The sequence below is a fragment of the Streptomyces sp. NPDC005962 genome (genome assembly GCF_040629205.1).
In the GTDB taxonomy this organism is placed as follows: Bacteria; Actinomycetota; Actinomycetes; order Streptomycetales; family Streptomycetaceae; genus Streptomyces.
In genome coordinates this window covers 104,922-130,093 of record NZ_JBEXVE010000008.1, presented here as the reverse complement: position 1 = coordinate 130,093, position 25,172 = coordinate 104,922, and the positions used below count along the sequence as shown (strand labels likewise).

19 protein-coding genes are annotated in these 25,172 nt (G+C 69.8%); 11 read left to right on the top strand and 8 right to left on the bottom strand.

Annotated elements, in window-relative coordinates; all coding sequences use genetic code 11:
- Positions 1–6 precede the first annotated feature (6 nt).
- The gene (locus ABZ370_RS15955) at positions 7–2,778 is read left to right on the top strand and encodes a DUF3962 domain-containing protein (protein WP_358620538.1); all 2,772 of its coding nucleotides are present in this window, start codon (positions 7–9) and stop codon (positions 2,776–2,778) included.
- A 267-nt stretch (positions 2,779–3,045) separates the two neighbouring features.
- Here the strand turns inward: ABZ370_RS15955 and ABZ370_RS15950 are convergent, their stop codons facing one another.
- The gene (locus tag ABZ370_RS15950; RefSeq protein WP_358620536.1) at positions 3,046–3,411 is read right to left on the bottom strand and encodes a hypothetical protein; all 366 of its coding nucleotides are present in this window, start codon (positions 3,409–3,411) and stop codon (positions 3,046–3,048) included.
- Positions 3,412–3,564: 153 nt separating this feature from the next.
- Complete coding sequence (locus tag ABZ370_RS15945; RefSeq protein WP_358620534.1) at positions 3,565–4,779, bottom strand: AbrB family transcriptional regulator; 1,215 nt, start codon at positions 4,777–4,779, stop codon at positions 3,565–3,567.
- A gap of 237 nt (positions 4,780–5,016) precedes the next feature.
- Here ABZ370_RS15945 and ABZ370_RS15940 point away from each other — a divergent pair, with 237 nt between their 5' ends.
- Entirely contained in the window at positions 5,017–5,694 is a 678-nt protein-coding gene (locus ABZ370_RS15940; protein WP_358620533.1) for a response regulator transcription factor, read from the top strand.
- Complete coding sequence (locus tag ABZ370_RS15935) at positions 5,695–7,191, top strand: ATP-binding protein (protein ID WP_358620531.1); 1,497 nt, start codon at positions 5,695–5,697, stop codon at positions 7,189–7,191. It begins immediately after the preceding gene.
- Positions 7,192–7,497: 306 nt separating this feature from the next.
- Here the strand turns inward: ABZ370_RS15935 and ABZ370_RS15930 are convergent, their stop codons facing one another.
- Positions 7,498–8,748 (bottom strand): HAMP domain-containing sensor histidine kinase, encoded by a 1,251-nt coding sequence (locus tag ABZ370_RS15930; RefSeq protein ID WP_358620530.1) that lies wholly within the window; start codon positions 8,746–8,748, stop codon positions 7,498–7,500.
- On the bottom strand, positions 8,745–9,419 hold the full coding sequence (locus tag ABZ370_RS15925) for a response regulator transcription factor (RefSeq protein WP_358620528.1): 675 nt from the start codon (positions 9,417–9,419) through the stop codon (positions 8,745–8,747). Before ABZ370_RS15925 ends, ABZ370_RS15930 begins: the two co-directional genes overlap by 4 nt.
- Before the next feature lie 194 nt (positions 9,420–9,613).
- On the opposite strand from ABZ370_RS15925, the gene ABZ370_RS15920 reads away from it, so the two are divergent.
- Together ABZ370_RS15920 and ABZ370_RS15915 are read left to right on the top strand one after the other, a co-directional pair.
- On the top strand, positions 9,614–9,829 hold the full coding sequence (locus ABZ370_RS15920; protein WP_358620527.1) for a hypothetical protein: 216 nt from the start codon (positions 9,614–9,616) through the stop codon (positions 9,827–9,829).
- Positions 9,830–9,871: 42 nt separating this feature from the next.
- A complete protein-coding gene (locus ABZ370_RS15915; RefSeq protein WP_358620526.1) occupies positions 9,872–12,448 on the top strand; it encodes an FtsX-like permease family protein in 2,577 nt (858 codons plus the stop codon).
- A 31-nt stretch (positions 12,449–12,479) separates the two neighbouring features.
- On the opposite strand, the gene ABZ370_RS15910 is transcribed toward ABZ370_RS15915, so the two are convergent.
- Positions 12,480–12,998 (bottom strand): helix-turn-helix domain-containing protein, encoded by a 519-nt coding sequence (locus tag ABZ370_RS15910; protein WP_358620525.1) that lies wholly within the window; start codon positions 12,996–12,998, stop codon positions 12,480–12,482.
- Positions 12,999–13,097: 99 nt separating this feature from the next.
- Between ABZ370_RS15910 and ABZ370_RS15905 the strand changes: the two genes are divergently transcribed.
- A complete protein-coding gene (locus ABZ370_RS15905) occupies positions 13,098–13,883 on the top strand; it encodes an SDR family oxidoreductase (RefSeq protein WP_358620523.1) in 786 nt (261 codons plus the stop codon).
- A 25-nt stretch (positions 13,884–13,908) separates the two neighbouring features.
- The gene (locus ABZ370_RS15900) at positions 13,909–14,268 is read left to right on the top strand and encodes a nuclear transport factor 2 family protein (RefSeq protein ID WP_358620522.1); all 360 of its coding nucleotides are present in this window, start codon (positions 13,909–13,911) and stop codon (positions 14,266–14,268) included.
- Between the two features lie 67 nt (positions 14,269–14,335).
- On the opposite strand, the gene ABZ370_RS15895 is transcribed toward ABZ370_RS15900, so the two are convergent.
- Positions 14,336–15,865: a UDP-N-acetylglucosamine 1-carboxyvinyltransferase gene (locus ABZ370_RS15895; RefSeq protein WP_358620521.1), complete on the bottom strand. Its 1,530-nt coding sequence runs from the start codon at positions 15,863–15,865 to the stop codon at positions 14,336–14,338.
- A 111-nt stretch (positions 15,866–15,976) separates the two neighbouring features.
- On the opposite strand from ABZ370_RS15895, the gene ABZ370_RS15890 reads away from it, so the two are divergent.
- Both ABZ370_RS15890 and ABZ370_RS15885 read left to right on the top strand, forming a co-directional pair.
- Complete coding sequence (locus tag ABZ370_RS15890; RefSeq protein WP_358620520.1) at positions 15,977–16,945, top strand: DUF1648 domain-containing protein; 969 nt, start codon at positions 15,977–15,979, stop codon at positions 16,943–16,945.
- Between the two features lie 2 nt (positions 16,946–16,947).
- The gene (locus ABZ370_RS15885) at positions 16,948–17,307 is read left to right on the top strand and encodes a GntR family transcriptional regulator (RefSeq protein ID WP_358620519.1); all 360 of its coding nucleotides are present in this window, start codon (positions 16,948–16,950) and stop codon (positions 17,305–17,307) included.
- Between the two features lie 40 nt (positions 17,308–17,347).
- On the opposite strand, the gene ABZ370_RS15880 is transcribed toward ABZ370_RS15885, so the two are convergent.
- Positions 17,348–18,274: a LysR family transcriptional regulator gene (locus ABZ370_RS15880; protein WP_358620518.1), complete on the bottom strand. Its 927-nt coding sequence runs from the start codon at positions 18,272–18,274 to the stop codon at positions 17,348–17,350.
- A gap of 260 nt (positions 18,275–18,534) precedes the next feature.
- Between ABZ370_RS15880 and acnA the strand changes: the two genes are divergently transcribed.
- Positions 18,535–21,252 carry an aconitate hydratase AcnA gene (gene acnA, locus ABZ370_RS15875; protein ID WP_358620516.1) on the top strand — a complete coding sequence of 906 codons (2,718 nt, stop codon included), beginning with the start codon at positions 18,535–18,537 and terminating at the stop codon, positions 21,250–21,252.
- A 1,033-nt stretch (positions 21,253–22,285) separates the two neighbouring features.
- On the opposite strand, the gene ABZ370_RS15870 is transcribed toward acnA, so the two are convergent.
- A complete protein-coding gene (locus ABZ370_RS15870; RefSeq protein ID WP_358620515.1) occupies positions 22,286–22,870 on the bottom strand; it encodes a hypothetical protein in 585 nt (194 codons plus the stop codon).
- Positions 22,871–23,200: 330 nt separating this feature from the next.
- Here ABZ370_RS15870 and ABZ370_RS15865 point away from each other — a divergent pair, with 330 nt between their 5' ends.
- The gene (locus ABZ370_RS15865; protein ID WP_358620513.1) at positions 23,201–25,075 is read left to right on the top strand and encodes a protein kinase; all 1,875 of its coding nucleotides are present in this window, start codon (positions 23,201–23,203) and stop codon (positions 25,073–25,075) included.
- Positions 25,076–25,172: the final 97 nt, after the last annotated feature.

The window sequence follows — 25,172 nt, the reverse complement described above, 5'->3', positions numbered from 1 at the left end:
CAACCCATGTACCACACCATTCGCTCCACGGCCTACGAACCCGACCCGTTCCACGGGCCGTTGCGGGAGGAGCTGCACGTGCTGCGGCTCGGCGAGGACCTGCACAAGGAGCTCACCCGGATGCACACCGAGGCCAATGGGAACGCAGGCAGTCCCGACCGGCTTCCCGTGCGCCAGCTCAACTCCCTCCTCCGGGCGATGGCGCCGGGCGTCATCGCGACCGGCCGCTACGCGGGAACGGATGGCCGCCTGCCGTGGCTCTACGCGCGGGAGACCGTGCCGCCGGACGTGCTTGCCCCGCTGATCGGCACGTGGTCGGCGGGCCTGCTCCGGGAGGACGACGACGGCGACGGTCCCGATTTGGAGGAGCGGCTTCTGACGGAAGACCCGACCGTTCCGGTACGGCTCCCGCGCTGGGAGGCCGAGAAGGTCGACCTCACTGAAACAGTGACATCGACAGGCGGCACCGCCGAACCCGCCACAAGGCTCTACAGCCTGCTCCCGGAGTGGGTCGCCTTCCGGCTGGCAGCCCGCCCGTTCCGCACGCGCGGAGCCACACTCCATTTCCGTGTCGAGAGCTCGGGGGATGGGGCGCGTCTCATCTCCTGGCCGCCACAGCGGTACGAGCACCGCAAGCAGACCTGGTATTACTCGGCATGTCTGAACATCACCGTCCACACGGTGCCGTTCGCCTCCCGCTTCCGTGTCCACGTATCCACCCAGGTTCGCCGGTGGGCCACACGGTTGGACGTACGCCCCCACCTGCTCGGCGGTGCGACAGTCCTCCTGGACGCTCCACTGCCGTGGCCCGAGGGACCGGACCGGGGCCACCGGCTGACGGCGAACACTCTCGGCTACGATCGGCGCCTGAAGGGACTTGCCTGGCGCCGTCACAGCTCCGCACTGCTGCTGCCCGAACTGGACATCGTGCGCCGCTACCCGCAACCCGCGGAACTCTTCACCCATCCGGAACGCTGGATCAATGGATGCGGAGACGTGGCCGCGGGGATCGTCTACCACCCATCGGTCGGCCCGCACCCGGTCGGCGCCGGTCTGATGCCCCGGGAACGGGCGGACTTGGACGCCTGGGCCGAGGAAGGACTCAGCCCGGTGCTGCGCCGGGTCGCCGACCTCACCAGGGTCACCCGGCGTAATGCCCCCTCGCTGATCCCTCGGTCGGGCGCCATGGCTGAGCCGGGTGTCCGGGAGGCGCAGTTGGCTCTGCTGCGCCGTGCGGCGCTGGCGCGCGCTCTGAACGGCCGCCCTCTGGAGGTCGAAGTCCTCTGGCAGTCCCCGGAAACAAGGGCCGCGCTCCTCTCGGAACTGCCGAAACTCGTTGGCTTCGCCCCTGGGGAGAGGGTGGGGCCGGAGGCCGACGATACCTGGCAGTGGCGAGGTGACGGCATCGAGATCCGCGTTCGCGCTCGGCCTGCCGGACCTCTGGCCGACGCTCTGCCGGTCTCCCGGGACCGCAGGCGCCCGAGGGCCGTCCGGTTCGCCGAGGCCGTCGAAGGGCGCTGCGAACTGGTGGCGGACCGGATGGCCCCGCCGCGCAGTGATGTCGGTATCGTGATCGCGGAGATCGCTGGCAAAGACCGTTTTGCCGATATCCCGGACTCCGACCCCAAACACGCTCTGCGCATCGCCTGGGCGAGGCAGGGGTGGCTCAGCCAGTTCGTCAACCTGTCCGACGACACCGATAGTGCCTTGGAGCACCGTGCCCGGTGGACTTGGCTTGACTCGTTCCGGCAGCTCGGCGCGATCAGCCCACCGGCTCACAGGGTGGGAGCCGGAATCCCCGGCGACCTCCAGTACGCGGCGCTGTGGCTCGTCCGCTACACCAGGAAGGGCCCCACACGTTGCCCTGCCCACCGCCTCGTCGCGGTGAGGATCCGCCCCGGAGACGGCCCCGGTGCCATCGAAGGATGGGACTCCGAGCGTGCCGAGTGGGTGCCGTACCCGAAGCTGCTGTTGCTACTCTCCGAGGTCGACGAACCGGCTGCGGGAGCCGTGGGGATCGACAGTCGCGGTGACGACACAGTCTCTCGAGGAGAGCGTCGGCCCGCCGATCGCAAGGGTGCGGAGCAGCTAAGGCAGCGGGAGACCGAGAGGCAGATCCGAACCCTGCTCTTCCAGTTCCGCGACCGTCCGACGCTCCTGCTGGTGGACGCGGGCAATCTTCGCCAGTGCTGGCCACGGCTGCGCAATGGTTCGCTGGCCCGCGACATGCTCGGATTCGGCACCGAACCCGACCAGCGCCTCACGGCCTATGGGAACGACTTGCGTATGGTGTGTGTGCGGGATGCGAATGGGCGGCAAGAGGTCGCGGAGTGGTATGCGCACGACACCCAGGGCAAAGTCGGCTTTGCCGAAGGTGTGTGGGGGACGTCAGAGGCAGAGGGCCGAGTCTTCGCCAGTACGGCCGCTACCCCGCACACAGCGGCGAAGCTCCCGAAGGGTCTGATGAAGCTGGTGCCGACTGCGGAAGGCAGGACGGCTCCCGGAAAGACCGCCTGGAATCCTGGGCAACTCGAGGTCACCGTGCTCGGTTGTCTGTCGGAAAAGGTTCTGGCGGACTCGGGGCGCGAAGATGACATGCCCGACCGGCCGGCGGAGTGGGCGACGCTGGTGCATCAGCTGCGCTATCACGACGACTACCCTCCACTCGCCCGCCCTCTCCCGCTGCACCTGGCGCGCCTCGCCGGCCAGTACGTGCTTCCCGTGGTTGGAATGAAGGAAGCACGGAGTGCGGCATCCGGCCCCGGCAAACGAGATTGATGCTGCGGATCGGCTGCCGCCAGTCACCAGCATGGGGCTGCCGCACCCCTTTGAGTCGCCTGACCTGTGGTTCTGTCGGTGTGCATTACCTGATGGGGAATCAGGCGCGCTGCGCCGTTGCTCAGCTGATCTGATGCGTAGTCCGGTCAATCAGCGTCGCCGAGAGTTTCGTTGTGCCAAGCGGCAATGCTCATCGAATCACGGCTGATCGCCGCGACAGCCGCCCCGCTGGGGAAGGCGCTCGGCTGACCCGACGACGGCAGGCGCTCAGCCGAGCGCCGGGTCCGGTGGCTCGATGTGAACGAGTTCCGGGGTGTCCGTGCTGCAGTAGACGAGGCCGTCGTGGTCCACGTCGCACGGCGTGACCGTTCCGTCGTCGTACACGAGCCAGGCGAGCACCGGACGGCGTTCGAAGCCATCGGCGCCAGGGGCGCCATCGGGCGGTGCGTCGAGGCGGTAGCAGACCGTCCACCCCATCCCGGGCAGAGCGCCGACCACCTGCGGCCGTCGTTCGTACGTCAGGAAACCGGGGTGGCGGTCAGCACGGACGACGCGGCCCTTGTCCCCTTGGGCCGCGCCGCCCGTGCCGCATATGTAGCCGACGAGTTCCGCGTCCTCGCGTCGCCATTCCACGATGTCGCATGTCTCGACGCATCCGTTTCCGCGATCGACGAGTGCGACCCATCGCTGGCCTGAGGCGGGACACGAGGTTTCCACGGGAACTCCTTTCGACGGCTGGGCGGTCGGTCAGTCGGACGGTCGGTGTGGGGGCAGTCCGTCAGCCGGTCAGGTCCGCGCCACGTCCCCGCCCGCGCGGGACGGCGGTTGCGGCCGGTTCGCGGCCAACTGGCGGATGATCAGCGGGGTCACCAGGACGACGACCAGCAGGCGCAGACTCTGGACGGTGGATACCAGGGCCACGTCCGCGTGCGAGGAGACGGCCGTGGCGAGGACCGCGTTGATCCCTCCGGGCGTCGTGGCGAGATAGGCGTCGGTGAACGGTGTGCTGGTCAGGTCGGCGAAGACCCACGCCATCCCGGCGCATCCGAGGCAGACGACCGTCATGCAGAGCAGGATCGGCGGCAGGAGGCGCCGCACGCTGATCAGCGTGCGGCGGGTGAAACGTACGCCGACATCCAGGCCGACGAGGACGAAGACGAGGTTCTGCAGCATCCCCACGGGCGCGAAGCCGGGCACGGCGCCGCTGAGCGTGGCGGCGAGGGCGACCAGCATGGGGCCGATCAGCATGGGTGTGGGCAGTCCCAGCCGTCGGCCGGCCCAGGAGCCGGCGGCGCAGACGGCCGCGAGGGCGAACAGGCCGCTGAGCTGGTCCGACCCCGCCACGACGTGGAAGAGGCCGGTTCCGGCGATCCCGCCCCCGGCCGGGTGACCCGGTGCCGCCGACGGCCCGGAGGTCATCCAGTGGGCGGCCAGCGGGGCGGTGGTGGCGACCAGGCCGACGCGCAGGTACTGCGTGAACGCGACGAGCCGTACGTCGGCGTTCAGCTCGTCGGCGCAGGTGACGATCGCGGCGGAACCGCCGGGCACCATGCCGAGGACGGCGCTGGGCCGGCTGATGTGGCCACGGCGGGCCAGAAGCCAGGCGACCCCGACGCTCAGCGCGATGGTGGCCGCCGTGACCACGGTCATGGGCAGCGCGACGGGGGCGGCGGAGACGAGGGCGGCCGGGGTGAGGTAGCTGCCCATGAGAGCGCCGACCAGCGCCTGTGAGGCGCGGCCCGCCGGCGCCGGGAGCCGGTCGCGGACCACCCCGCACAGCGCCAGGACGGCGCCGGTCAGCAGCGAGGCCAGGAGGTAGGGGGCGGGAACGCCGAAGGCGGAGGCCGCGAGACCCGCCGCGTAACCCCCGGCGATGATCAGGGCCCAGCGTCCGGCGGGAACCGGGCGGGAGACGCGGAGTTCGGAGACTCGCGGGGCGGGCTTCGGCGCGGTGCCGGGCGAGCGCTCATGCGTTCGCCGCGGCGCGGAAGTCGGAGCCACGTTGACGCCTTTCGTCGGTTGACGGCATGTCCGTTGCACTCGACGCCTGCGTGGTGAGCAGGCACTTCCCACTGTGCCGTGTACAGCCTGTGCGGGCACTGAGAACGCTGAGTGAGCGCTGAGGAGACCCTGAGAGCCCGCTGAGAGCGCGCGGCCGACCAGCGCGTCGGCCCCTAGACTCGCAAGAGAGGATCAGTCTTCCGGCGGGTCCGACCGATCGGCCACGAGGTGATGCGCGTGCGGGTGCTGGTGGTCGAGGACGAGCAGAACATCGCCGCCGCGGTGGATCGAGGGCTGCGCGCCGAGGGGTTCGGCGTCGACATCGCCGAGGACGGTGAGAAGGCCCTCCGTCTGGTCAGGCACCACGACTACGCCGTGATCGTGCTCGACCTGATGCTTCCGGGGCGCAACGGCTACGACGTCTGCCGCACGCTGCGTGCCGCGGAGATCGCCACCCCCGTTCTGATCCTGACGGCCAAGGACGGGGAGTACGACGAGGCGGACGCGCTCGATCTGGGTGCCGACGACTATCTGACCAAGCCCTTCTCCTTCGTGGTGCTGCTGGCCCGAATCCGCGCGCTGCTGCGCCGCAGCGCCCCGCAGCGGCCGCCGGTGCTCCGCGCGGGTGATCTCTGGCTGGACCCGGCCGCCCACCGGTGCGGTCGTGGTGAGGAGACCCTCGACCTGACGCCGCGCGAGTTCGGACTGCTGGAGTTCCTGTTGCGCCACCCCGACACGGTGGTGAGCAAGACCGACCTGCTCGCTCAGGTCTGGGACGCGTGGTTCGAAGGCGACCCGAACATCGTCGAGGTCTACGTCGGCTACCTCCGGCGCAAGATCGACACCCCGTACGGCCGGTCCGCCGTCGAGACCGTGCGGGGCGTCGGCTACCGGCTGGACGGGAAGGGCGGCTGAGTGTCCCGGCGCCGTCTGGCCGACCGCCTGGCCTTCGCCCGGGTACGACGGCTGACGAGAAAGCTCAGCCTGCGCACGCGGGTCACCATGTGGGCCACGACGGTCGTCGCCATCGCGATGGTCGCGGCCGGTCTCGGGCTGCTGCTCGGCCTCAAATATTCGATGTGGCGCGACCTGGACACCACCGGGCGCCAGCGGCTGTCCGACGTCTCGGCCCTCATCAGGCACGACCAGTTGCGTTCCCTCATACCGTCCAACGGAGGGGACGCCGATGTGGTCGAGGTGCTCGACGCCTCGGGGAAGGTACGGGCCAGTTCGGATTACGACACGGGCCCGGGCAGTCCCAGCGGGTTTCCGAACCCCCTTCCCCCGCAGGTCGTGGAGGGCCGTGCCACGACCCTCCACGACCTCAAGATCGGCGACGGAGGGGACTTCCGCGTACTGGCCCGGCCGACCCGTATCGGGGACCGGCCCGCCACCATCGTCGTGGCGGTGTCCCTGGCCCAGGCCGAGCACACCCTGTCCAGCCTGACCACCGGCCTGGTGATCGGCGTCCCGGCGCTGACGGCGCTGGTGGCGTGGACGATCTCGCTCACGGCCGGCCGCACTCTGCGCCCGGTGGAAACGCTGCGCGGTCAGGCCGCGGACATCACCGCGACCGATCTGCACCGCCGCCTCGACCTGCCCGATTGTCAGGACGAGATCCAGGCATTGGGCGTCACCCTCAACGACATGCTCGGCCGCCTCGACGAGGCCTCCGTCGCACAACGCCGCTTCGTCGCCGACGCCGCGCATGAACTGCGGAGCCCGCTGACCGCGCTGCGCGCCCAGCTGGAGGTCATGTCCAGCTACCCCGACCCGGAGCGCGACCCGCAGGTGGCCGCCGCCCTGCTGGAAGACGCGGAGCGGCTGCACGACCTCGTCGAAGGCCTCCTCGCGCTGGCCCGCAGCGAGGACCCCACCCGGCCGCGATCGCAGGCCGCACGCGTCATCGACCTGGACGAGGTGGTGCTGGCCGAGGTCCGTCGGCAGCGCTCCCTGGCCCGGGCGGAGATCGACGCCCGGCGGGTCTCGGGCGGCCGCGTGCGGGGCGACGCCGAGGCGCTGCGCTCTGTCGTGCGCAATCTCCTGGACAACGCCCGTCGCCATGCCGAACGGCACGTACGCGTGGCCCTGGGCGAGAGCGGCGGCACCGTGGAACTCACCGTCAGCGATGACGGATCGGGTATCCCGGCCGCGGACCGGACCCGGGTCTTCCAGCGTTTCACCCGTCTCGACGAGGCGCGCTCCCGCGAGGCCGGCGGCTCTGGCCTCGGCCTCGCCATCGTCGGCAAGGTCGTTACAGCCCACGGTGGCATCGCCTACGCCGACCAGGACCCGCCCCCCGCCGACGGCGGCCTCGGCGGAGCCCGCCTGGTGGTTCACCTGCCCGCCGCGCCTTCGCCGGATGCGTCCGCCGACCCGCCCCCCGCCCCGGACGGCCCCGGACCGGTCTGACACTCTGCTGCTGTCGTTCCGGTGAGCCCGTACGGGGCAGGACTGCCGCTCGCCGGGCAACGACGTGGTGGTGTCGGCGGGGCCGGGCGAGGCGGGCCCCGGGTGCGCGAGGCGGCACGCCCGCTGTCCTCCGCCGGGTTCACGGTGTGCCGGGCGGGCCAGGACTGCGGTCGGCCGGAAGGCAGGGAGCGGCCAGCGGTCCGGGCGCGGCAGCCGGTGCGGGGGCCGCCGCACAGGGCACGCACCTCGGGTCTCGCGATGAGGAATGCCAGCGTCGGTCCCCATCCGAAGCCGGCTCCGGTCGTGTCAGGTGATGTTGCCGCTCAGCTCGGTATGTCTCGGCTGGTCCTGCCTCTGATCACGTGTCGTCCCACGTGTTTCCCTCTCGGGGGCGGTTGGCAGTGAGACCCGAGTGGTGAGCCCGCCGTCGGGGTTGGGGGTCAGTCGGAGGTCGCCTCCGTGGACGTCGACGATGCTTGCGACGATGGAGAGTCCCAGACCGTGTCCGCGGTGCCCGGACTGGGCGTCGGCTATGCGCCCTCTGCCACGTAGGAAGGGCTCGGTGAAGGTGTCGACCGTGTCGGGCAGCTGCGGCCCGGTATTGGTGACGGTCAGCCGTGCGCGGCCCTGACGGAGAGGGTCGGGCCCGGTGGTCAGCGAGACGGAGCCGCCTGTGGCGAGGTTGTGCCGCAGGGCGTTCTGCAGAAGGTTGACCGCGAGTTGGCGCAGCAGCACGCTGTTTCCGGTGACAAGGGCCGGGCGGCAGCCGGTGGAGATCGTGATGGAGCGGGCCTCGGCCTCTTCGCGTGTGATCGCGATGGCCTCGGCGGCCGGGTCGGCCAGGTCGACCGGGTGCGTGCTGAGCGGGGTGTGCCCGAGGGTCGAGAGCTGCAGCAAAGCGTCGATGATCTCGACGCCGCGCTGGTTGGTGTCGCGCAGCCGGGCAACGAGTTGAGGGTAGTTCTGGCTGGTGGGATCGGCTGTCGCGACGTCGAGCATGGTGCGGGTGACGGAGAGCGGCGTGCGCAGCTCGTGTGAGGCGTTCGCGGCGAAGCGTTGCTGGGACTCGAAGGAGTGCTGTAGGCGGCCGAGCATGTGGTCGAAGGCGTCGGACAGGTCCGTGAATTCGTCGCGTCGGCCGCTCAGACCGATGCGGTGGTCCAAGGAGCCGTTGGCGGCTCGGTGCGCTGCCTGGGTGATCTCGTGCAGCGGTCGCAGCACCCTGCCCGCGAGCAGCCAGCCACCGCCCACACCGATGGCCGCCAAGAGCAGGAGTGCGAGCGCCGAGACCCACACCAGCGTTTGCAGAATCCGGCTCCGGGAGGCGACACGGCCGGTCTTGTCCCGTGGGTCCGCGGCGGTCAGCGGATAGTTGGGGACGTAGCGCATGACCACGTAAATGATCCCCAGCGTGACGGCGCCGGCGACGACGAGGCACAGCGCATAGCTGAGGGTGAGCCTCACGCGCGCGGTCAGGCGCCGCGGGCCCCAGGCCAGCACCGGGGTCTGTGCGATCGGCGCTGCTGCGGTCCGGTGGCCCGTTGTCGTGCTGTTCACTGGTCCTGACTCGCTTCGTCAAGGCGGTATCCGACTCCGGGCACCGTGTGGACGGGCGACGGTCCGCCGAGTCGTTTGCGCAGTGTGGAGATCGTGATGCGGACGGCGTTGGTGAAGGGGTCCGCGTTCTCGTCCCAGGCCCGTTCCAGCAGAGTTTCGGCGCTGACGACGCCGCCTCGTGCGGTCATCAGAATTTCCAGGATGGCGAATTGTTTCCTGGTGAGTGATATGTAGCGGCCGGAGCGGAAAACTTCCCGTCGGAATGGGTCGAGCCGGATTCCCGCGTATTCGAGAACGGGGGGCGTGCTCTGACGCGGGCGACGGGCGAGTGAGCGCAGTCGTACCACGAGTTCCAGCAAGTCGAACGGCTTGGTCAGGTAGTCGTCGGCACCGACCTCGAATCCGGTGACCTTCTCCTGGAGGTGACTTGCGGCGGTGAGCATGAGCACCCGGCATCCCAGCTGCCGTTCAACGATGATGCGGCATACGTCGTCACCGTGGGTGCCGGGGATGTCCCGGTCGAGTACGACCACGTCGTATTCGTTGACGCTCAGCCGCTCCAGGGCCGAGTCGCCGTCCCCGACGATGTCGGAGGCGATGGCTTCGAGCCGTAGCCCTGCCTGCACCGCCTCGGCGAGGTAGAGCTCGTCCTCGACAACCAGCACCCGCATACGGCCTCTCCTGCTAATCGCCCCGCGTCGATCCCTCTGCGTCTGCGGCGGTGTCCGCCGCGCAGCTCCATTGAACGTGAAAGCGTATATCGGGAACGTATCGAGAACTTGAGACGCTGAGGCAACGTGGCCCGCTCTTCACTGCTGGTATCACCCATCCGCATACGCCGTGAATGCGATACCAGGAGCCCACGATGCACGCGATGCCGGACCAGGAAGCTTCGGCCCGTACCCACACCGGTACAGCGGCTGCCTTCCCCACCACCCTCCGCGCCACCACGGCCATCACCCTGCCCATGGACATCGCCGGCCGTAACCCCGACCGGCAGTGGCTGACCCGGGTCATCGACATGGGCGACGCAGTCCTGGGCCGGATGCGCCTGTTCGACTCCAAGGGTCAAACGAGCTGACGACCGAGCCCCGGACCTCCCAGCCCCAGGACTGACACCACCATGCTCCGTACCGCCCTGCGCAACCTCTTCGCACACAAAGCCCGTTTGATGATGACCGCGCTCGCAGTCGTCCTCGGCACCGCGTTCGTCTCCGGCACGCTCATCTTCAGCGACACCGTCAGCACCGCGTACCAGAACGCCATGACCACGAGCCTGAAGGACGTGGCCGTCTCCGTAACCAACAGCAGGCCGCCATCCGACGCCGCCGCCCGCTCCGAGGAGGAGCCCGCGGACGGTGAACCCACCTCCGTGCTCAACGACCAGTTGGCCCGAAAACTCCGCGCACTGCCCGGTGTGGCCTCCGTACGCTCCACCGCCGACGGAGCTGTCTTCCTCGTGGGCAAGGACGACCAGCTGCTGGGCGACGAGCGGGGCAACAAGGGCACCAACTACGTCCCCGGCAAGGATGGCAAGGACGGCACGTACCCGCTGAAGGAAGGCCGCGCTCCGGCCGCCGCCGCCGAGATCGCGCTGGACGCCAAGACCGCGGCGTCCGGCGGCTACAAGATCGGCGACACGGTCCGCTTCGCCATCGACGGCCCGACCCTGCACAAGAAGCTGGTCGGTCTCGTCGGCACCGACGATCCGAAGGTGACGGCAGGCGCCGGCCTCGCACTGTTCGACACCGCCACCGCCCAGAAACTCTTCACGGGCCCCGGTCAGTACGGCGAGTTGGTGCTGGCGGCCACGCCCGGCACCGACGACCGTGCGCTGACCGCGAAGGTGCGGCAGGCCCTGCCCAAGGACCGTGCCAAGGCCACCAGCGGCGCCGAACTGGCCGCCGCCGAAGCCAAGATGATCGCCGCCGAAAGCGACGCGATGCCCAAGACCCTGCTGTCCTTCGCCGGGATCGCACTGTTCATCGGTGTGTTCATCATCGTCAACACCTTTACGATGCTCATCGCCCAGCGCAGCCGTGAGATCGCGCTGCTGCGCGCTATCGGCGCCTCCCGCCGCCAAGTGGTGCGCTCGGTACTGGCTGAGGCGGGGCTGCTGGGCCTGGTCTCCTCCGCCATCGGCTTCGCCCTCGGCCTCGGTATCGCCCTCGGCCTGCGCCCCCTGCTGAACGCCTCCGGTTCCGGCCTGCCCGACGGCCCGCCGGTCATCGGCGCCGCACCGGTGCTCTCCTCGCTCGCCGTCGGTGTGCTGGTGACCGTCCTGGCCGCCTGGCTGCCGGCTCGCAAGGCCGCCAAGATCGCCCCCGTCGAGGCGCTGAGCACCGCCGAGGAGCCGCCCGCCCCGCGCAGCCTGGTGCTGCGCAACTCCATCGGCGCGGCCGTCACCGCCATCGGCGTAGCGATCATGCTGTACGCGTCCACTCTGCGAGACCTCACCGGCCTGACTCCCGCCATGACCGGGGCGGTGCTGACCATGGCCGGTACGGTCATCCTGGCCCCGCTGCTGTCCCGCCCCGTGATCGCCCTGGCCGGGAATGTCTCCAGCCGCCTGTTCGGCATCACGGGCAAGCTGGCGGAGCAGAACGCGGTGCGCAACCCCCGCCGCACGGCCGCCACCGCCTCAGCACTCGTGATCGGTCTCGTCCTGATCACCGGCATGACGGTGATCGGCACATCGGTACAGCAGACCCTGGACAAGGCCGTCGCCAAGGACTTCAAGGGCGACTACCAGATCACCACCCGCCTCTTCGAGGGCCTCGATCCCAAGATGTCCCGGCAGGTCGCCCAGCTCCCGGGCGTGGTGGGCGCCGCCGGCATCCGGTCCGCCGACTACGGGAACGACGGCGAGTACGGCCAGATGACCGCCACGGACTTCGGCCAGCTCCAGAAGGTCACCGGCCTCCACTTCGTCAGCGGTTCGTCCGGCTCGGTGCACGGCGAAGACGTCGCGGTGTCGCAGTCCAAGGCCAAGGCCAAGGGCTGGAAGACCGGCGACACCGTCAAGGCCGACTTCTTCCTGGACAAGAGCTCCCTACGGAAGCTGAAGGTCGCTGCCATATACCAGGACAACCACATCGCCGGTGACATGCTCGCCGACACCGCCCTGGTCGACCCGTACCTCCTCAAGCCCGTCACGGACAGCAAGATCCTGGTGAAGGCCGCGAGCGGCAAGGCGGACGGGCTCGAAAGGGAAATCCGCGACGCACTCGGCAACAGCCCGCTGCTCAAGGTCCAGGACAAAGACGATCTGCGCCGCGAGAAGGCCGGCCAAGCCGACACCGTGCTCAACATGACGTACGGGCTGCTGGGCATGGCCATGGTCATCGCGGTCCTCGCTGTCATCAACACCCTGGCCATGTCGGTATTCGAGCGCACCCGCGAGATCGGAATGCTGCGCGCCATCGGCCTGTCCCGCTCCGGCATCCGGCAGATGGTCCGGCTGGAGTCCGTGGTGATCTCGCTGATCGGCGCGGTCTTCGGTATCGGCGTGGGCGTCTTCGTCGCCTGGATGGGCAGCGGGTTGGCGGAACAGGCGCTGCCGGCCTACGAAATGGCACTGCCCTGGGGCCGGCTCGGGCTGTTCTTCCTGATCACCCTCGCAGTCGGAGTGCTCGCCGCACTCTGGCCGGCCCGCCGCGCCTCCCGGCTGAACATACTGAAGTCCATCACCACCCAGTGACCGGGCTCGTACGAGGTTCTTCCGGGTAGCCCTACGCCTCTTCCGCGGGGATGGCCGGCCGTGTCGCGTAGCGGATGCGCATCGTGTCGCTGGCTGCGGGGCCTGCGGTGAAGACGTAGGCGGCGCTGTCGTCGAGTCGGCGGCCGGTTTTGGCGTCGACGACGACGGGTTCGACTTCCTCGCCGCTGTGCGCGTCGACGAGGATCATGCTGCGCTCTGTCTGGGTGAGGCGGGAGTTGCCCCAGGCGGCCAGGGCGACGATCACCGGGCGCAGGGAGTGCCCGAGTTCGGTCAGGACGTACTCGTGCCGGACGGGGCTGGTCTGGTAGGGCCGGCGCTCCAGCAGGCCGTCCGCGACCAGGGTCTTGAGCCGGGTGGTGAGCATGCTGGAGGAGATGCCCAGGCTCTCCTGGAACTGGTCGAAGCGGGTGTAGCCGTCGAAGGCGTCGTGGAGGATCAGCAGTGTCCACCACTCGCCGACGTGTTGCACCGTCGTGGACAGCGGGCACTCCCGGTCCTCCAGCCTGATCCGGCTTGCCACGGCGACCATCCCCTCAGTTACTGCTAAAGTCGAAGTTAGTAGCTTCTATTTTAGCAGTTGAGATGGGGGCGGCGCCTTGTGTGCCCGCGCCCGGAAACGGAACACACCGTGACCGCATCCGTCAGCGAATCCCTTGCAGGGCGGCGCGCTCTGGTCACCGGCGGCACCAAGGGCACCGGAGCCGCCATCGCCCGACGCCTGGCCCAGGCCGGTGCGACCGTGCTCGTCACAGCCCGCAGCCGCCCCGACGACGTCGAGGAGGAGACCTTCATCGCCGCCGACCTGTCCTTGGTCGAAGGCGCCGCCCGCGTGGCCGCCGAGGTGGACGCCCGCGCGGGAGGCGTCGACATCCTGGTCAACACCCTCGGCGGTTCCGAGGCGCCGGCCGGAGGGTTCGCGGCGCTGGGCGAGGACGACTGGGCCAGGGAGCTGAACGCGAATCTGCTGGCCGCCGTCCGCCTGGACCGCGCCCTCCTCCCGTCCATGATCGCCAAGGGCGGGGGCGCGATCGTCCACGTCACCTCGATCCAGCGCCGCATGCCGCTGTGGAACGGAACCCTGGCCTACGCCGCCGCCAAAGCCGCCCTGACGACGTACAGCAAGGGACTGGCCAACGAGGTCGCCCCCCACGGCGTTCGCGTCAACACCGTCTCACCCGGCTTCATCCAGACCTCGGCCGCCGACGACCTCGTCTCCCGGATCGCCCGCGAAGCCGGCATCACCCAGGAAGCGGCGCTGGGCCGGCTCATGGACTCCCTGGGAGGCATCCCGCTCGGCCGCCCCAACCAGCCCGAGGAAGTCGCCGAACTCGTCGCCTTCCTCGTCTCCGACCGCGCCTCGGCCATCGTCGGAGCCGAACACGTCATCGACGGCGGCACCACGCCCACCGTCTGAACCCGCCACCACCACCAGGAGCGTCATGGACGACAACCAGCCCCGGACCATCACCCCGGACGCCCTGCCCGAGGTGATCACCCGCTACCTCACCGCGCACCGCGCCCACGAGACGGCCACCGCGGTCACGGCGTTCACCGACGACGCCACAGTGATCGACAACGGCAACACCTACCAGGGCACCGCCGCGATCGAACGGTGGCTGGGTAGATCCGCCACCGAATTCACCTACACCACCCAGCTCACCGGCACCCAGCAGACCGACACGGCCCACTACATCGCCACACACCACCTCGAAGGCAACTTCCCCGGCGGCACCATCGATCTGCGCTATCAGTTCACGCTCCGCGACGACCTCATCGAACACCTCGTCATCGAACCCTGAGCTGCCGTCGCACCCCCTCATGACCCGCTGCCTCGCGGGTCGGACGGGGTGCGGCGGCATCCGCTCCTCAGATGTCGCGGAAGGTCTCGATCTGCGCGCCGATCGAGTTCAGCCGCTCGGCGAGGTCCTCGTAACCCCGGTTGATCACGTACACGTTGCGCAGGACGGAGGTGCCGGGGGCGGCCATCATGGCCAGCAGGACGACCACGGCGGGGCGGAGGGCGGGCGGGCACATCATCTCGGCGGAGCGCCAGCGGGTGGGGCCCTCGACCAGGACGCGGTGCGGGTCGAGGAGTTTGACGTGGGCGCCCAGGCGGTTCAGCTCCGTCAGATAGATGGCGCGGTTGTCGTAGACCCAGTCGTGGATCAGCGTCGAGCCCTGGGCGGCGGCCGCGATGGCGGCGAAGAACGGCACGTTGTCGATGTTGACGCCGGGGAACGGCATCGGGTGGATCTTGTCGATGGGCGCCTGGAGCTTCGACGGCCGGACCGTGAGGTCGATCAGCCGGGTACGGCCGTTGTCCGCCGCGTACTCCGGGCTGCGCTCGTGGTCGAGTCCCATCTCCTCAAGGACGGCCAGCTCGATCTCCAGGAACTCGACCGGCACCCGGCGGATCGTCAGCTCCGACTCGGTGACGACGGCGGCGGCGAGCAGGCTCATCGCCTCCACCGGGTCCTCGGAGGGCGCGTAGTCGACGTCGCGGTCGATGTGGGTGACGCCGTGGACGGTCAGCGTCGTGGTGCCCACGCCCTCGACCTTGACGCCCAACTCCTCCAGGAAGAAGCACAGGTCCTGAACCATGTAGTTGGAGGAGGCGTTGCGGATCACCGTGACGCCGTCGTGGCGGGCGGCCGCGAGCAGGGCGTTCTCGGTGACCGTGTCGCCGCGTTCGGTCAGCACGATGGCGCGGCCGGGGGAGACGGAGCGGTCGACCCGGGCGTGGTACATGCCGTCGGTGGCGGTCACTTCGAGGCCGAAGGGGCGCAGCGCGGTCATATGCGGCTGCACGGTGCGGGTGCCGAGGTCGCAGCCGCCCGCGTAGGGGATGCGGAAACGGTCCATCCGGTGGAGGAGGGGGCCGAGGAACATGATGACGCTGCGGGTGCGGCGCGCGGCCTCGGTGTCCATGGAGCCGAGGTCCAGCTCGGCGGGCGGCACGATCTCCAGGTCGTTGCCGTCGTTGATCCAGCGGGTGCGGACGCCGACGCTGCCCAGCACCTCGAGGATGCGGTAGACCTCCTCGATCCTGGCGACCCTCCGCAGCGTGGTGCGGCCCGCGTTGAGGAGGGTGGCGCACAGCAGCGCCACGCACGCGTTCTTGCTCGTCTTCACATCGATGGCGCCGGAGAGCCGGCGGCCGCCGACCACGCGCAGATGCATCGGGCCCGCGTAGCCGAGGGAGACGATTTCGCTGTCCAGCGCCTCACCGATACGGGCGATCATCTCAAGGCTGATGTTTTGATTCCCGCGCTCAATGCGGTTGACCGCGCTCTGGCTGGTGCCGAGCGCCTCCGCTAGCTGTGACTGGGTCCAGCCACGGTGCTGTCGGGCGTCACGGATGAGCTTGCCGATGCGGGAGAGGTAGTCGTCAGTCATACGGAAGAGGCTATCTCAGATATGAGATGCGCATGCGAACCGGGCGAGTGGAGGTGTGAGGGCTGTCCAGTCGGGAATTATTCTATTTGGACGCGAACAATAGAGGTTCTCGTGACCCGAGCCTGGCGGCGTGCGGCCGTCGTCGCTCTGCCCTCTGTGCTGGCCTGGGCCGCTGTGCTGGCCGTCTACGCCGCGCTGCGCGACCGGCTGCCGGATCGGATCGCCACGCATTTCGGCCCCGGCGGGCAGGCCGACGGATTCACCGGTCTGGGTGCCTTCCTCCCGGTGGCCACCACTCTTCTGCTGCTTTCCGGCCTCATCGCGGCGGCGCTCGCCTACCGCTCGCTCAGTGCGCCCGGCGCGCAGCGGATGCTGGTCGCCATGGCGTACGGGACGGCCGTGCTGCTCGGCTACCTCCACATCGTGACGCTGTGGGTCAACGCCAGTGCCGCCCGTGCCGCCGACGTGACCCTCCCTCTGTGGCACCTGGCGCTGTCCTTCGCCGCCGCCGGTGCCGTCGGGTGGGTGGGATGGCTGCTGGCGGGCCGGGGCGACGCCCCCGCCGACGAGCCCGGCGAGGAGGCCGGGCCCCGGCTCCCGCTCGCCAAGGGCGAGGCCGCCGTCTGGACGCACACCGTCGGATCGCCGGTGCTGGCCGTCCTGGGGGTGGGCACCACCCTGCTGGGTGTGGTGCTCGCCGTGGCCGCGGACACGGGGGCGGAAACGGCCCTGATCGTCATCGGGCTGATCTCGGCCGCGCTGTCCCGCTGCCGGGTCACCGTCGACCGCCGCGGCCTCTCCGTCGCGCCGTGGTTCGCCCCGCGCCCGCGGCTGCGGATATCGCTGGGCCGGATCAAGGAGGCCACGAGCCGCGAGGCCCGCGCCCTCAGCCTCGGCGGCTGGGGCTACCGCATCCAGCCGGGGCGCAGCGCCCTGGTGCTGCGGTCGGGCGACGCGCTCTTCCTGCGGCTGGTCACCGGCAAGGAGTTCGTGGTGACGGTGGACGACGCCGCCACCGCGGCCGCCCTGCTCAACACCCTGGTCGAGCGCGACCGGACCGCGACCGGAGCGCGAGGCTGACCATGCTCTTCCGTGTCGACCTCGGTTCCCCGGTCCCGCTGGGGGACCAGATCGCCGCCACCGTCCGCGGGGCGATCGCCGACGGCACCCTCCGCCCCGGCGAACGCCTCCCCGCGGCCCGCACCCTTGCCGACTCCCTCGGAGTCAACGTCCACACGGTGCTCCGCGGCTACCAGCGCCTCCGCGAGGAGGACCTGATCGACCTGCGCCGCGGCCGCGGCGCCGTGGTCACCGGCGAACAACCCCCCGCCCGCGCCCGGCTCCTGGCGGGCGTCCAGAACCTGGTGGACGAGGCCCGCGCGCTGGGCCTCTCGGACGAGGAGGTCCTGTCCCTGGTCCGCACCCGGCTGGCGGGCGGCTGAGCCGGTGGCGGCGGGCGCGTCAAGGATGTGCGGCGGTGTCCTACCCGTACCGGTGACCGTCTCCCGTCAGTACCGCCGCCAGGGTGCGGGCCGGGCCGTCCACGGCGGGGCCGTGGAGGAGTTCGGTGCGGTGGATCAGGCGGGGGGCGGTGAGGGGGATCGGGGCGATGCCGGGGGCGGCCTCGGCGGCGGTGTGGGGGAGCAGGGCCAGACCGTGGCCGGCCGCGGCCAGGGCGAGGAGGGCGCGGACGTCGGTGCCCTCGTACGTCAGCGAGGCGCGGAAGCCGCCGGTGCCGCTCGCGGTGCGCAGCGAGTCGAGCGGCATCGCGGCGTCCGGGGCGTCCAGCCAGGGGGCGTCGGCGAGGTCGGCCAGCCGCAGGCCGAGCCGGCGGGCCAGCGGGTGGCCGAGCGGCAGGGCCACGACCAGCGGCGTTTCCGCGACCGCGACCGTGGTGAGCGGCCCGGCGCCGGGTCGTTCACCATGCTGCCCGGCGCCGGGCAGCGGCAGCGGGTCGCCGGGGGCGGCCGCGCCGTCCAGCAGTCCCAGGTCCAGCGCGCCGGTCGCGACGGCCGCCGGGATCTCCCGGCGGCCGAGGACGCGTACGGCGGCGCCCGCATCGGGGCAGGAGCGGCGCGTCTCGTCCAGGGCCGTCGCGACGTCGGGCGTCATGGCCAGCGGCGAGGCGCCGAGGACCAGCCGTGCGGCGGCGGGCCCGGTCAGCCGCTCCACATCCGCCCGGGCCGCGTCCAGCCGCCGCAGCAGCGGACCCGCGTGCTCCAGCAGCCGCGCCCCGGCTGTGGTGAGCGTCACCGGCCGCCGGGTCAGCAGCGGGGTGCGCAGATCGGCTTCGAGGGTCGCGATCTGCTGCTCGACGGCCGACTGCGTGGAACCGAGCCGGTGGGCGGCGTCGGAGAAGGAGCCGCAGTGGGCCACGGAGACGAAGGTACGGAGCAGATGCGGATGCATGGGGGCAAGTATCGCGGCTCGGCAGGGGCGTTCAGGAGTCTTCACGGCATGACGCTCCCCGGGTGGCAGGGCTGAGCTGACCACCGCGAGGGCCATGTATTAGAGTTATCTCGACATCGAGATATCTGTCGACGGGCGCACTCCGTCGCGCCGCACCGGTAAGGGTTACCTAACTTAGCCCTACCTTGGCGGATCGGCGCAGGCATGTCGCGGCAGCATTGCGGTGGTACGCGCGTAATTCATGCATGAAGGAGACTGTCGTGTCGGCGAACAGCTTCGATGCCCGCAGCACCCTGCAGGTGGGCGACGAGTCGTACGAGATCTTCAGGCTGGACAAGGTGGAGGGGGCCGCCCGCCTCCCCTACAGCCTCAAGATCCTGCTGGAGAACCTGCTCCGCACGGAGGACGGCGCGAACATCACCGCCGACCACATCCGAGCGCTCGGCGGCTGGGACTCGCAGGCCCAGCCCAGCCAGGAGATCCAGTTCACGCCGGCCCGCGTGATCATGCAGGACTTCACCGGTGTGCCTTGCGTCGTCGACCTCGCCACGATGCGCGAGGCCGTCAAGGAGCTGGGCGGCGACCCGGCGAAGATCAACCCGCTGGCCCCCGCCGAGCTGGTCATCGACCACTCCGTGATCGCCGACAAGTTCGGCACCAAGGACGCCTTCGGCCAGAACGTGGAGCTGGAGTACGGGCGCAACAAGGAGCGCTACCAGTTCCTGCGCTGGGGCCAGACCGCGTTCGACGAGTTCAAGGTCGTCCCGCCCGGCACCGGCATCGTCCACCAGGTGAACATCGAGCACCTGGCCCGCACGGTCATGATCCGTAACGGTCAGGCCTACCCGGACACCCTCGTCGGCACCGACTCGCACACCACCATGGTCAACGGCCTCGGCGTGCTCGGCTGGGGCGTCGGCGGCATCGAGGCCGAGGCCGCGATGCTCGGCCAGCCGGTCTCGATGCTCATCCCGCGCGTCGTCGGCTTCAAGCTGACCGGCGAGCTGAAGCCCGGCACCACCGCCACCGACCTCGTGCTGACCATCACCGAGATGCTGCGCAAGCACGGTGTCGTCGGTAAGTTCGTCGAGTTCTACGGCGAGGGTGTGGCGGCCACGAGCCTCGCCAACCGCGCCACCATCGGCAACATGTCGCCGGAGTTCGGCTCCACCGCCGCGATCTTCCCGATCGACGACGAGACGATCAAGTACCTGAAGCTCACCGGCCGCAGCGAGCAGCAGCTCGCGCTCGTCGAGGCGTACGCCAAGGCGCAGGGCCTCTGGCTCGACCCGGCCGCCGAGCCTGACTTCTCCGAGAAGCTGGAGCTCGACCTCTCCACGGTCGTCCCGTCGATCGCCGGTCCGAAGCGCCCGCAGGACCGCATCGTGCTCGCCGAGGCGGCGCAGCAGTTCGCGCAGGACGTCCGTAACTACGTCCCCGACGCGGAGGAGGACGAGGCGGGCAAGGAGTCCTTCCCGGCCTCCGACGCCCCGGCCGTCTCCAACGGCGTGCCGACGAAGCCGACCCTGGTCACCGCCCCCGACGGGTCGACGTACGAGATCGACCACGGCGCCGTCACCGTCGCCGCGATCACCTCCTGCACCAACACCTCGAACCCGTACGTCATGGTCGCCGCCGCGCTGGTGGCCAAGAAGGCGGTCGAGAAGGGCCTGACCCGCAAGCCGTGGGTCAAGACCACCCTGGCCCCGGGCTCGAAGGTCGTCACCGACTACTTCGACAAGGCGGGCCTGACCCCCTACCTCGACAAGGTCGGCTTCAACCTCGTCGGCTACGGCTGCACCACCTGCATCGGCAACTCCGGCCCGCTGCCGGACGAGGTCTCCAAGGCCGTCAACGAGGCCGACCTCGCCGTCACCTCCGTCCTCTCCGGCAACCGGAACTTCGAGGGCCGGATCAACCCCGACGTCAAGATGAACTACCTGGCATCCCCGCCGCTGGTCGTCGCGTACGCCATCGCCGGTTCGATGAAGGTGAACATCACCACGGACGCGCTGGGCACCGACCAGGACGGCAAGCCGGTCTTCCTCGAGGACATCTGGCCGACCGAGGCCGAGGTCAACGACGTCGTGGCCAACGCCATCGGCGAGGACATGTTCAACAAGTCCTACCAGGACGTCTTCGCCGGTGACGCCCAGTGGCAGGCGCTGTCGATCCCGACCGGCAACACGTTCGAGTGGGACGCCCAGTCCACCTACGTGCGCAAGCCCCCGTACTTCGAGGGCATGACCATGGAGACGCGCCCGGTCGAGAACGTCACCGGCGCCCGCGTCCTGGCCAAGCTGGGCGACTCGGTCACCACCGACCACATCTCCCCGGCCGGTGCGATCAAGGCCGACACCCCGGCCGGGCAGTACCTCACCGAGTACGGTGTCGAGCGTCGCGACTTCAACTCCTACGGCTCCCGCCGAGGCAACCACGAGGTCATGATCCGCGGCACCTTCGCCAACATCCGGCTGCGCAACCAGATCGCGCCCGGCACCGAGGGCGGCTTCACCCGCGACTTCACGCAGGCGGACGGCCCGGTCTCGTTCATCTACGACGCCTCGCAGAACTACCAGGCGGCGGGCACCCCGCTGGTCATCCTGGCGGGCAAGGAGTACGGCTCCGGCTCGTCCCGCGACTGGGCAGCCAAGGGCACCGCGCTGCTCGGCGTCAAGGCCGTCATCGCCGAGTCGTACGAGCGCATCCACCGCTCGAACCTCATCGGCATGGGCGTCCTGCCGCTCCAGTTCCCCGAGGGCGCCTCGGCGCAGTCGCTGGGCCTGACCGGCGAGGAGACCTTCGACATCACCGGCGTCACCGCGCTCAACGAGGGCGGCATCCCGGAGACGGTGAAGGTCAAGGCCGGCGACGTCGAGTTCGACGCCAAGCTGCGCATCGACACCCCCGGCGAGGCGGACTACTACCGCAACGGCGGCATCCTGCAGTACGTGCTTCGCCAACTTGTCGGTTCTTGAGCTGATCGGCTCGGATACCAGAGGATCTGGTCGCTGACTCGCTGCTACCGGCGGTCACACCAGAGTCTCGTACAAGCGCCCCGTCAGGCTTCGGCCTGGCGGGGCGCTTGCTGTTTCATGCTGATCGAGTAGTGGCCGGTAACGTGTCCCGCCGACGCTGATCCGCCCTTTGCCCTGAGCTGCCTGGGGCAGGGCTCACCGTCACACGAGGGGCTAGAAGTTGACTGACTCCCACGGAGCGTTTGAGGGTCTGCTGCACGATCGGGTGACATCTTGACCTGCCCCACGTCCTGGGTTCCAGTTCTGGTCCCAGTCCCAGGCGGTAGCGCGAGGCTGGGCGCCGATCTCGGACATGAATGAGTCGGTGCCGTCCGTCGGAACTGGGTTCTGCTTGGAGGCCAGCTCGGGCGCGCACACCTGCCAGTACAGGGTGCGGGTCCCGTATGGGGCGATGCCCGCGTCCTGAGCGGGGTGCGGGCCGGGGCTGGCGTGGGCGCCTAGGAGGCGGCCGACGCGGAGATGGCCGAAGTGTGGCCGGATACAGGCCTGGATGTCGATGTGAGGGTGGCCGTGACGGTCTGGGTGACCGTGACCGTGGGGGCTGCCGCAGAGGGCTGCGGGGCACGGCTGCTACAGCCGACGGCGAGGAGGGCGGCCGCGCAGGCGGCTATGACAGGAAGGAACCGTCGGGCCATGTCTGCCTTTCACGATCGGCGAGAAGACTGAGGCAGGCGCTGCTAGGACTCTGCGAGAGCAGCTGGGGCCCCGACATCTATCCACAGGTGACGCGGGATACGCCGATGATGCCTGCGCCGGGCCCGCGACGCCCGCTCTAAGGTGTCACCATGGCTTGAACCTCCGCACGATATGGACGCCTCGTCTACTTATTACGATACATGGAAATGTACAGGTGGTCCACAAGGGGGTGGGGTTCGGGGGCGCCAGTCGGCTGCCGCGCTCAACTCAAGTGCTTGGCACGGCCAAAGCCCTGAACCGAGAGGGTGTTTAGCGGGGGCGAATTGCCGCTTGTGCCCTAGGGGGCGCCTCGCCAAGTTGGTGTCGCCGCGCGAAGAGGGTGGGCCAGATGCCGGGCCGCCTGGATCAGCGCGGTGATCTCCGCCTGCGAATACGGATACGGCGGTGTTGTTCGCCCTGTGCTGCGAAGCAGCAGGCCCGGCGGCGGGATCTCGGTGAGCTCATCGAAGGCCGCCAGGAAGCGGGCGAACTCGCGGATCACCGTCAGTCTGGCCGCCCACCAGGCCGGATCGGCGCTGTGCGGCAGCACGGACCACTCCAGTGCGGCCTGGACCGTCAGGCGCGAGTCCCCGCGCTCTTCCAGGAAGCCGACGGACTGGCCGAGCATCCGGCCCTCGACCTTGAGTTTGCAGCCCAGGCTCCGGCGGATCGTCAGATAGCGTTCGGTGCCGTCCCGGATCCCGTTCACCGCTCGCCCGCAGTCGGCCAGGGGCGCACCACCGGTGCCGGCGCCGCCATGTCGAGGGTCCGCATAGATCGCCATGGTGTCTGCGCCGTGGTGACCCAGCAGTTGGGCGACCTCGCCGAGAGTTCCGCCGTCAGCCAGCACCTGGCAGACGGCGCGGTGGCGCAGTTGGTGCACGGAGACGACAGGTATGCCGGCGCGGCGCGAAGCACAGTGCGGCACCTCGGCACCCGCCGCCCTCGTACGGCAGTACGATCACCACGGGATGTGCCCATGGGTGCGCGTCGGATCCGTCCGCCGTGGGCTCACTCGTCCGTGCCCTGCTCCCCGGACAGACCCGTGCGTGCTCGGCCTCCCGCACACCCCCTTGGGGCAGAGACACAGTGTTGCGATCCGGCGGATGAACAGCGGTTCCGCCGACGGCGGTCGTGCACAGGAATCGATAGTCCAAGGGCGACATCCGCGCTCCGACGAGCCGCTTGCATGACGAGAGGAAGAATCGCCCCGATGACCAGTGAGGACACCGTGTCCGAAGAGTTGGGCCGCACGCGTGTGATCGCCGACCGCTACACTCTGGCGTCGCCCCTCGGTGAGGGCGGAATGGGCACCGTGTGGCGCGCCCACGACAAGGTGTTACACCGCGAGGTCGCCATCAAGGAGGTCCGGGCGCCTGCCGGGCTGGCCACGGCCGCCATCGAGCGGATGTACACGCGGCTGGAGCGTGAGGCGTGGGCTGCGGCCCGGGTGTCGCACCGGAACGTGGTGACCGTCTACGACGTGGCCATGGAAGAGGGCCGCCCGTGGATCGTCATGGAACTGGTACGAGGTCAGTCGCTGGCTGGCCTGCTCAAGGCCGAGGGCCCGCTCACCCCGCGGCGCGCCGCGTCCATCGGTGGTGAGGTGCTCGCCGCGCTCCGCGCCGCCCACGAGGCCGGCGTGCTGCACCGCGACGTCAAGCCGGCCAACGTGCTGATAGCCAAGGACGGCCGGGTGGTACTCACCGATTTCGGTATCGCCGTGGTCGAGGGCAGCACAGCGCTCACCATGACCGGTGAAGTCGTCGGGTCGCCCGAATTCCTGTCCCCGGAGCGTGCGTTGGGCAAGCAGCCCAGGCTCGCGTCGGACCTGTGGTCGCTCGGCGTGCTGCTGTACGCGGCGGTCGAGGGGATCTCGCCCTTCCGCCAGAACACAGCTCTCAGTACCCTGCGGGCCATCGTGGACGCGGAGTTACCGCCACCTCGCCGGGCCGGCGCCCTCACCCCGGTCATCGAAGGACTGCTGCTCAAGGATCCGGACGAACGCCTCGGCGCCGAACCGGCGGCGCGGGAACTGGGGTTGGTCAGTGAGAGCGGCACGCCCGACACGGGAACCGTGCGGCAGGCTCCCCACTCACCGGCCGTCGTGGCAGAGCCCGAGACCGAGTTCACGACGCAGGTGTCTCCGGCCCAGGCGGAGACTCAGCACACCACACAGGAACCCCCCGCCCAGGCGGAGGCTCAGCACACCACACAGGAACCCCCCGCCCAGGCGGAGACCCAGCCTGCGGCCACGCATCCCTCGGCGCAGCTCACCGCCACGAGTTCCGCGGCGCAGCCAACTGTCGCTCATCCCCCGGCGCAGCCAACCGTCGCTCATCCCCCGGCAGAGCCGACCGCCACACAGCCCACAGCGCAGCCAACCGTCACGCAACTCTCGGCGCAGCCGACGCCCGCGTATCCCTCGCCGCAGGATTCCACCGCTGTGGGAACGCCCACGTCCCCCCTCCCCCCGGCTCCCTCACGCCGCAACCGGCGCAGCACTGCCCTCGTGGCGGCGGGCGTGGCCCTGTGCGCTCTGGCGCTGGCCGGGACGGGCTATGCCGTCGTGAACGCCGGGGACGACGACGGAAAGCAGCAGAGCTCTGCCACCGCAGGCGCCGGTGCGGCCTCTCCGGATACGAAGGACGCCTCACAGAACGCCGAGGAAACCGCCGCTCCCAGCACAGGGGCTGGCGGGCAGGACACCTCCACTTCCGAGGGGGTGCAGATGCAGGTGACGGGTTCGCAGACAACGTACTCGGGACCGTGCCCGCCCCCGAGCGGGGAGGCGCCCATCTTCACGGCGTCGTTCACGGTGGACCGGCTCCCGGCGCAGTTCTCCTACCGGTGGGTGTCCACGGACGGCACGGTCACCGATGAGGCGTGGAGGACGCTGTCGTTCCCGAACGGCGGAAGCCTCACCAAGCAGGTCAGCGTCAGTCTGACCACGTGGGCGAAGGCCGGAACGTTAGAGAGCGAAATCGGCGTGGAGCTCAATGCCCCTCTGAAGGGCAAGTCCAACATGCTGCCTCTGTCGTTGACGTGCGAGGCGGGAACGACCGGAGGCGCATCGCATGGTCAATGACGGCTCGTGAACGCGTGACCGAGTCCAGGCACGCTGCCCTCCGGCCGGTTGGGTCTCGGAAGAGTCGAACCGGACCGGGTACGCCCACGCGTGAGTG

Coding starts and splice junctions, on each gene's coding strand:
- ABZ370_RS15920 (WP_358620527.1), top strand. CDS start 9,614: ATGCACGCGATGCCGGACCAGGAAGCTTCGGCCCGTACCCACACCGGT.
- ABZ370_RS15910 (WP_358620525.1), bottom strand. CDS start 12,998: ATGGTCGCCGTGGCAAGCCGGATCAGGCTGGAGGACCGGGAGTGCCCG.
- ABZ370_RS15955 (WP_358620538.1), top strand. CDS start 7: ATGTACCACACCATTCGCTCCACGGCCTACGAACCCGACCCGTTCCAC.
- ABZ370_RS15925 (WP_358620528.1), bottom strand. CDS start 9,419: ATGCGGGTGCTGGTTGTCGAGGACGAGCTCTACCTCGCCGAGGCGGTG.
- ABZ370_RS15865 (WP_358620513.1), top strand. CDS start 23,201: ATGACCAGTGAGGACACCGTGTCCGAAGAGTTGGGCCGCACGCGTGTG.
- ABZ370_RS15900 (WP_358620522.1), top strand. CDS start 13,909: ATGGACGACAACCAGCCCCGGACCATCACCCCGGACGCCCTGCCCGAG.
- ABZ370_RS15880 (WP_358620518.1), bottom strand. CDS start 18,274: ATGCATCCGCATCTGCTCCGTACCTTCGTCTCCGTGGCCCACTGCGGC.
- ABZ370_RS15895 (WP_358620521.1), bottom strand. CDS start 15,865: ATGACTGACGACTACCTCTCCCGCATCGGCAAGCTCATCCGTGACGCC.
- ABZ370_RS15915 (WP_358620526.1), top strand. CDS start 9,872: ATGCTCCGTACCGCCCTGCGCAACCTCTTCGCACACAAAGCCCGTTTG.
- ABZ370_RS15885 (WP_358620519.1), top strand. CDS start 16,948: ATGCTCTTCCGTGTCGACCTCGGTTCCCCGGTCCCGCTGGGGGACCAG.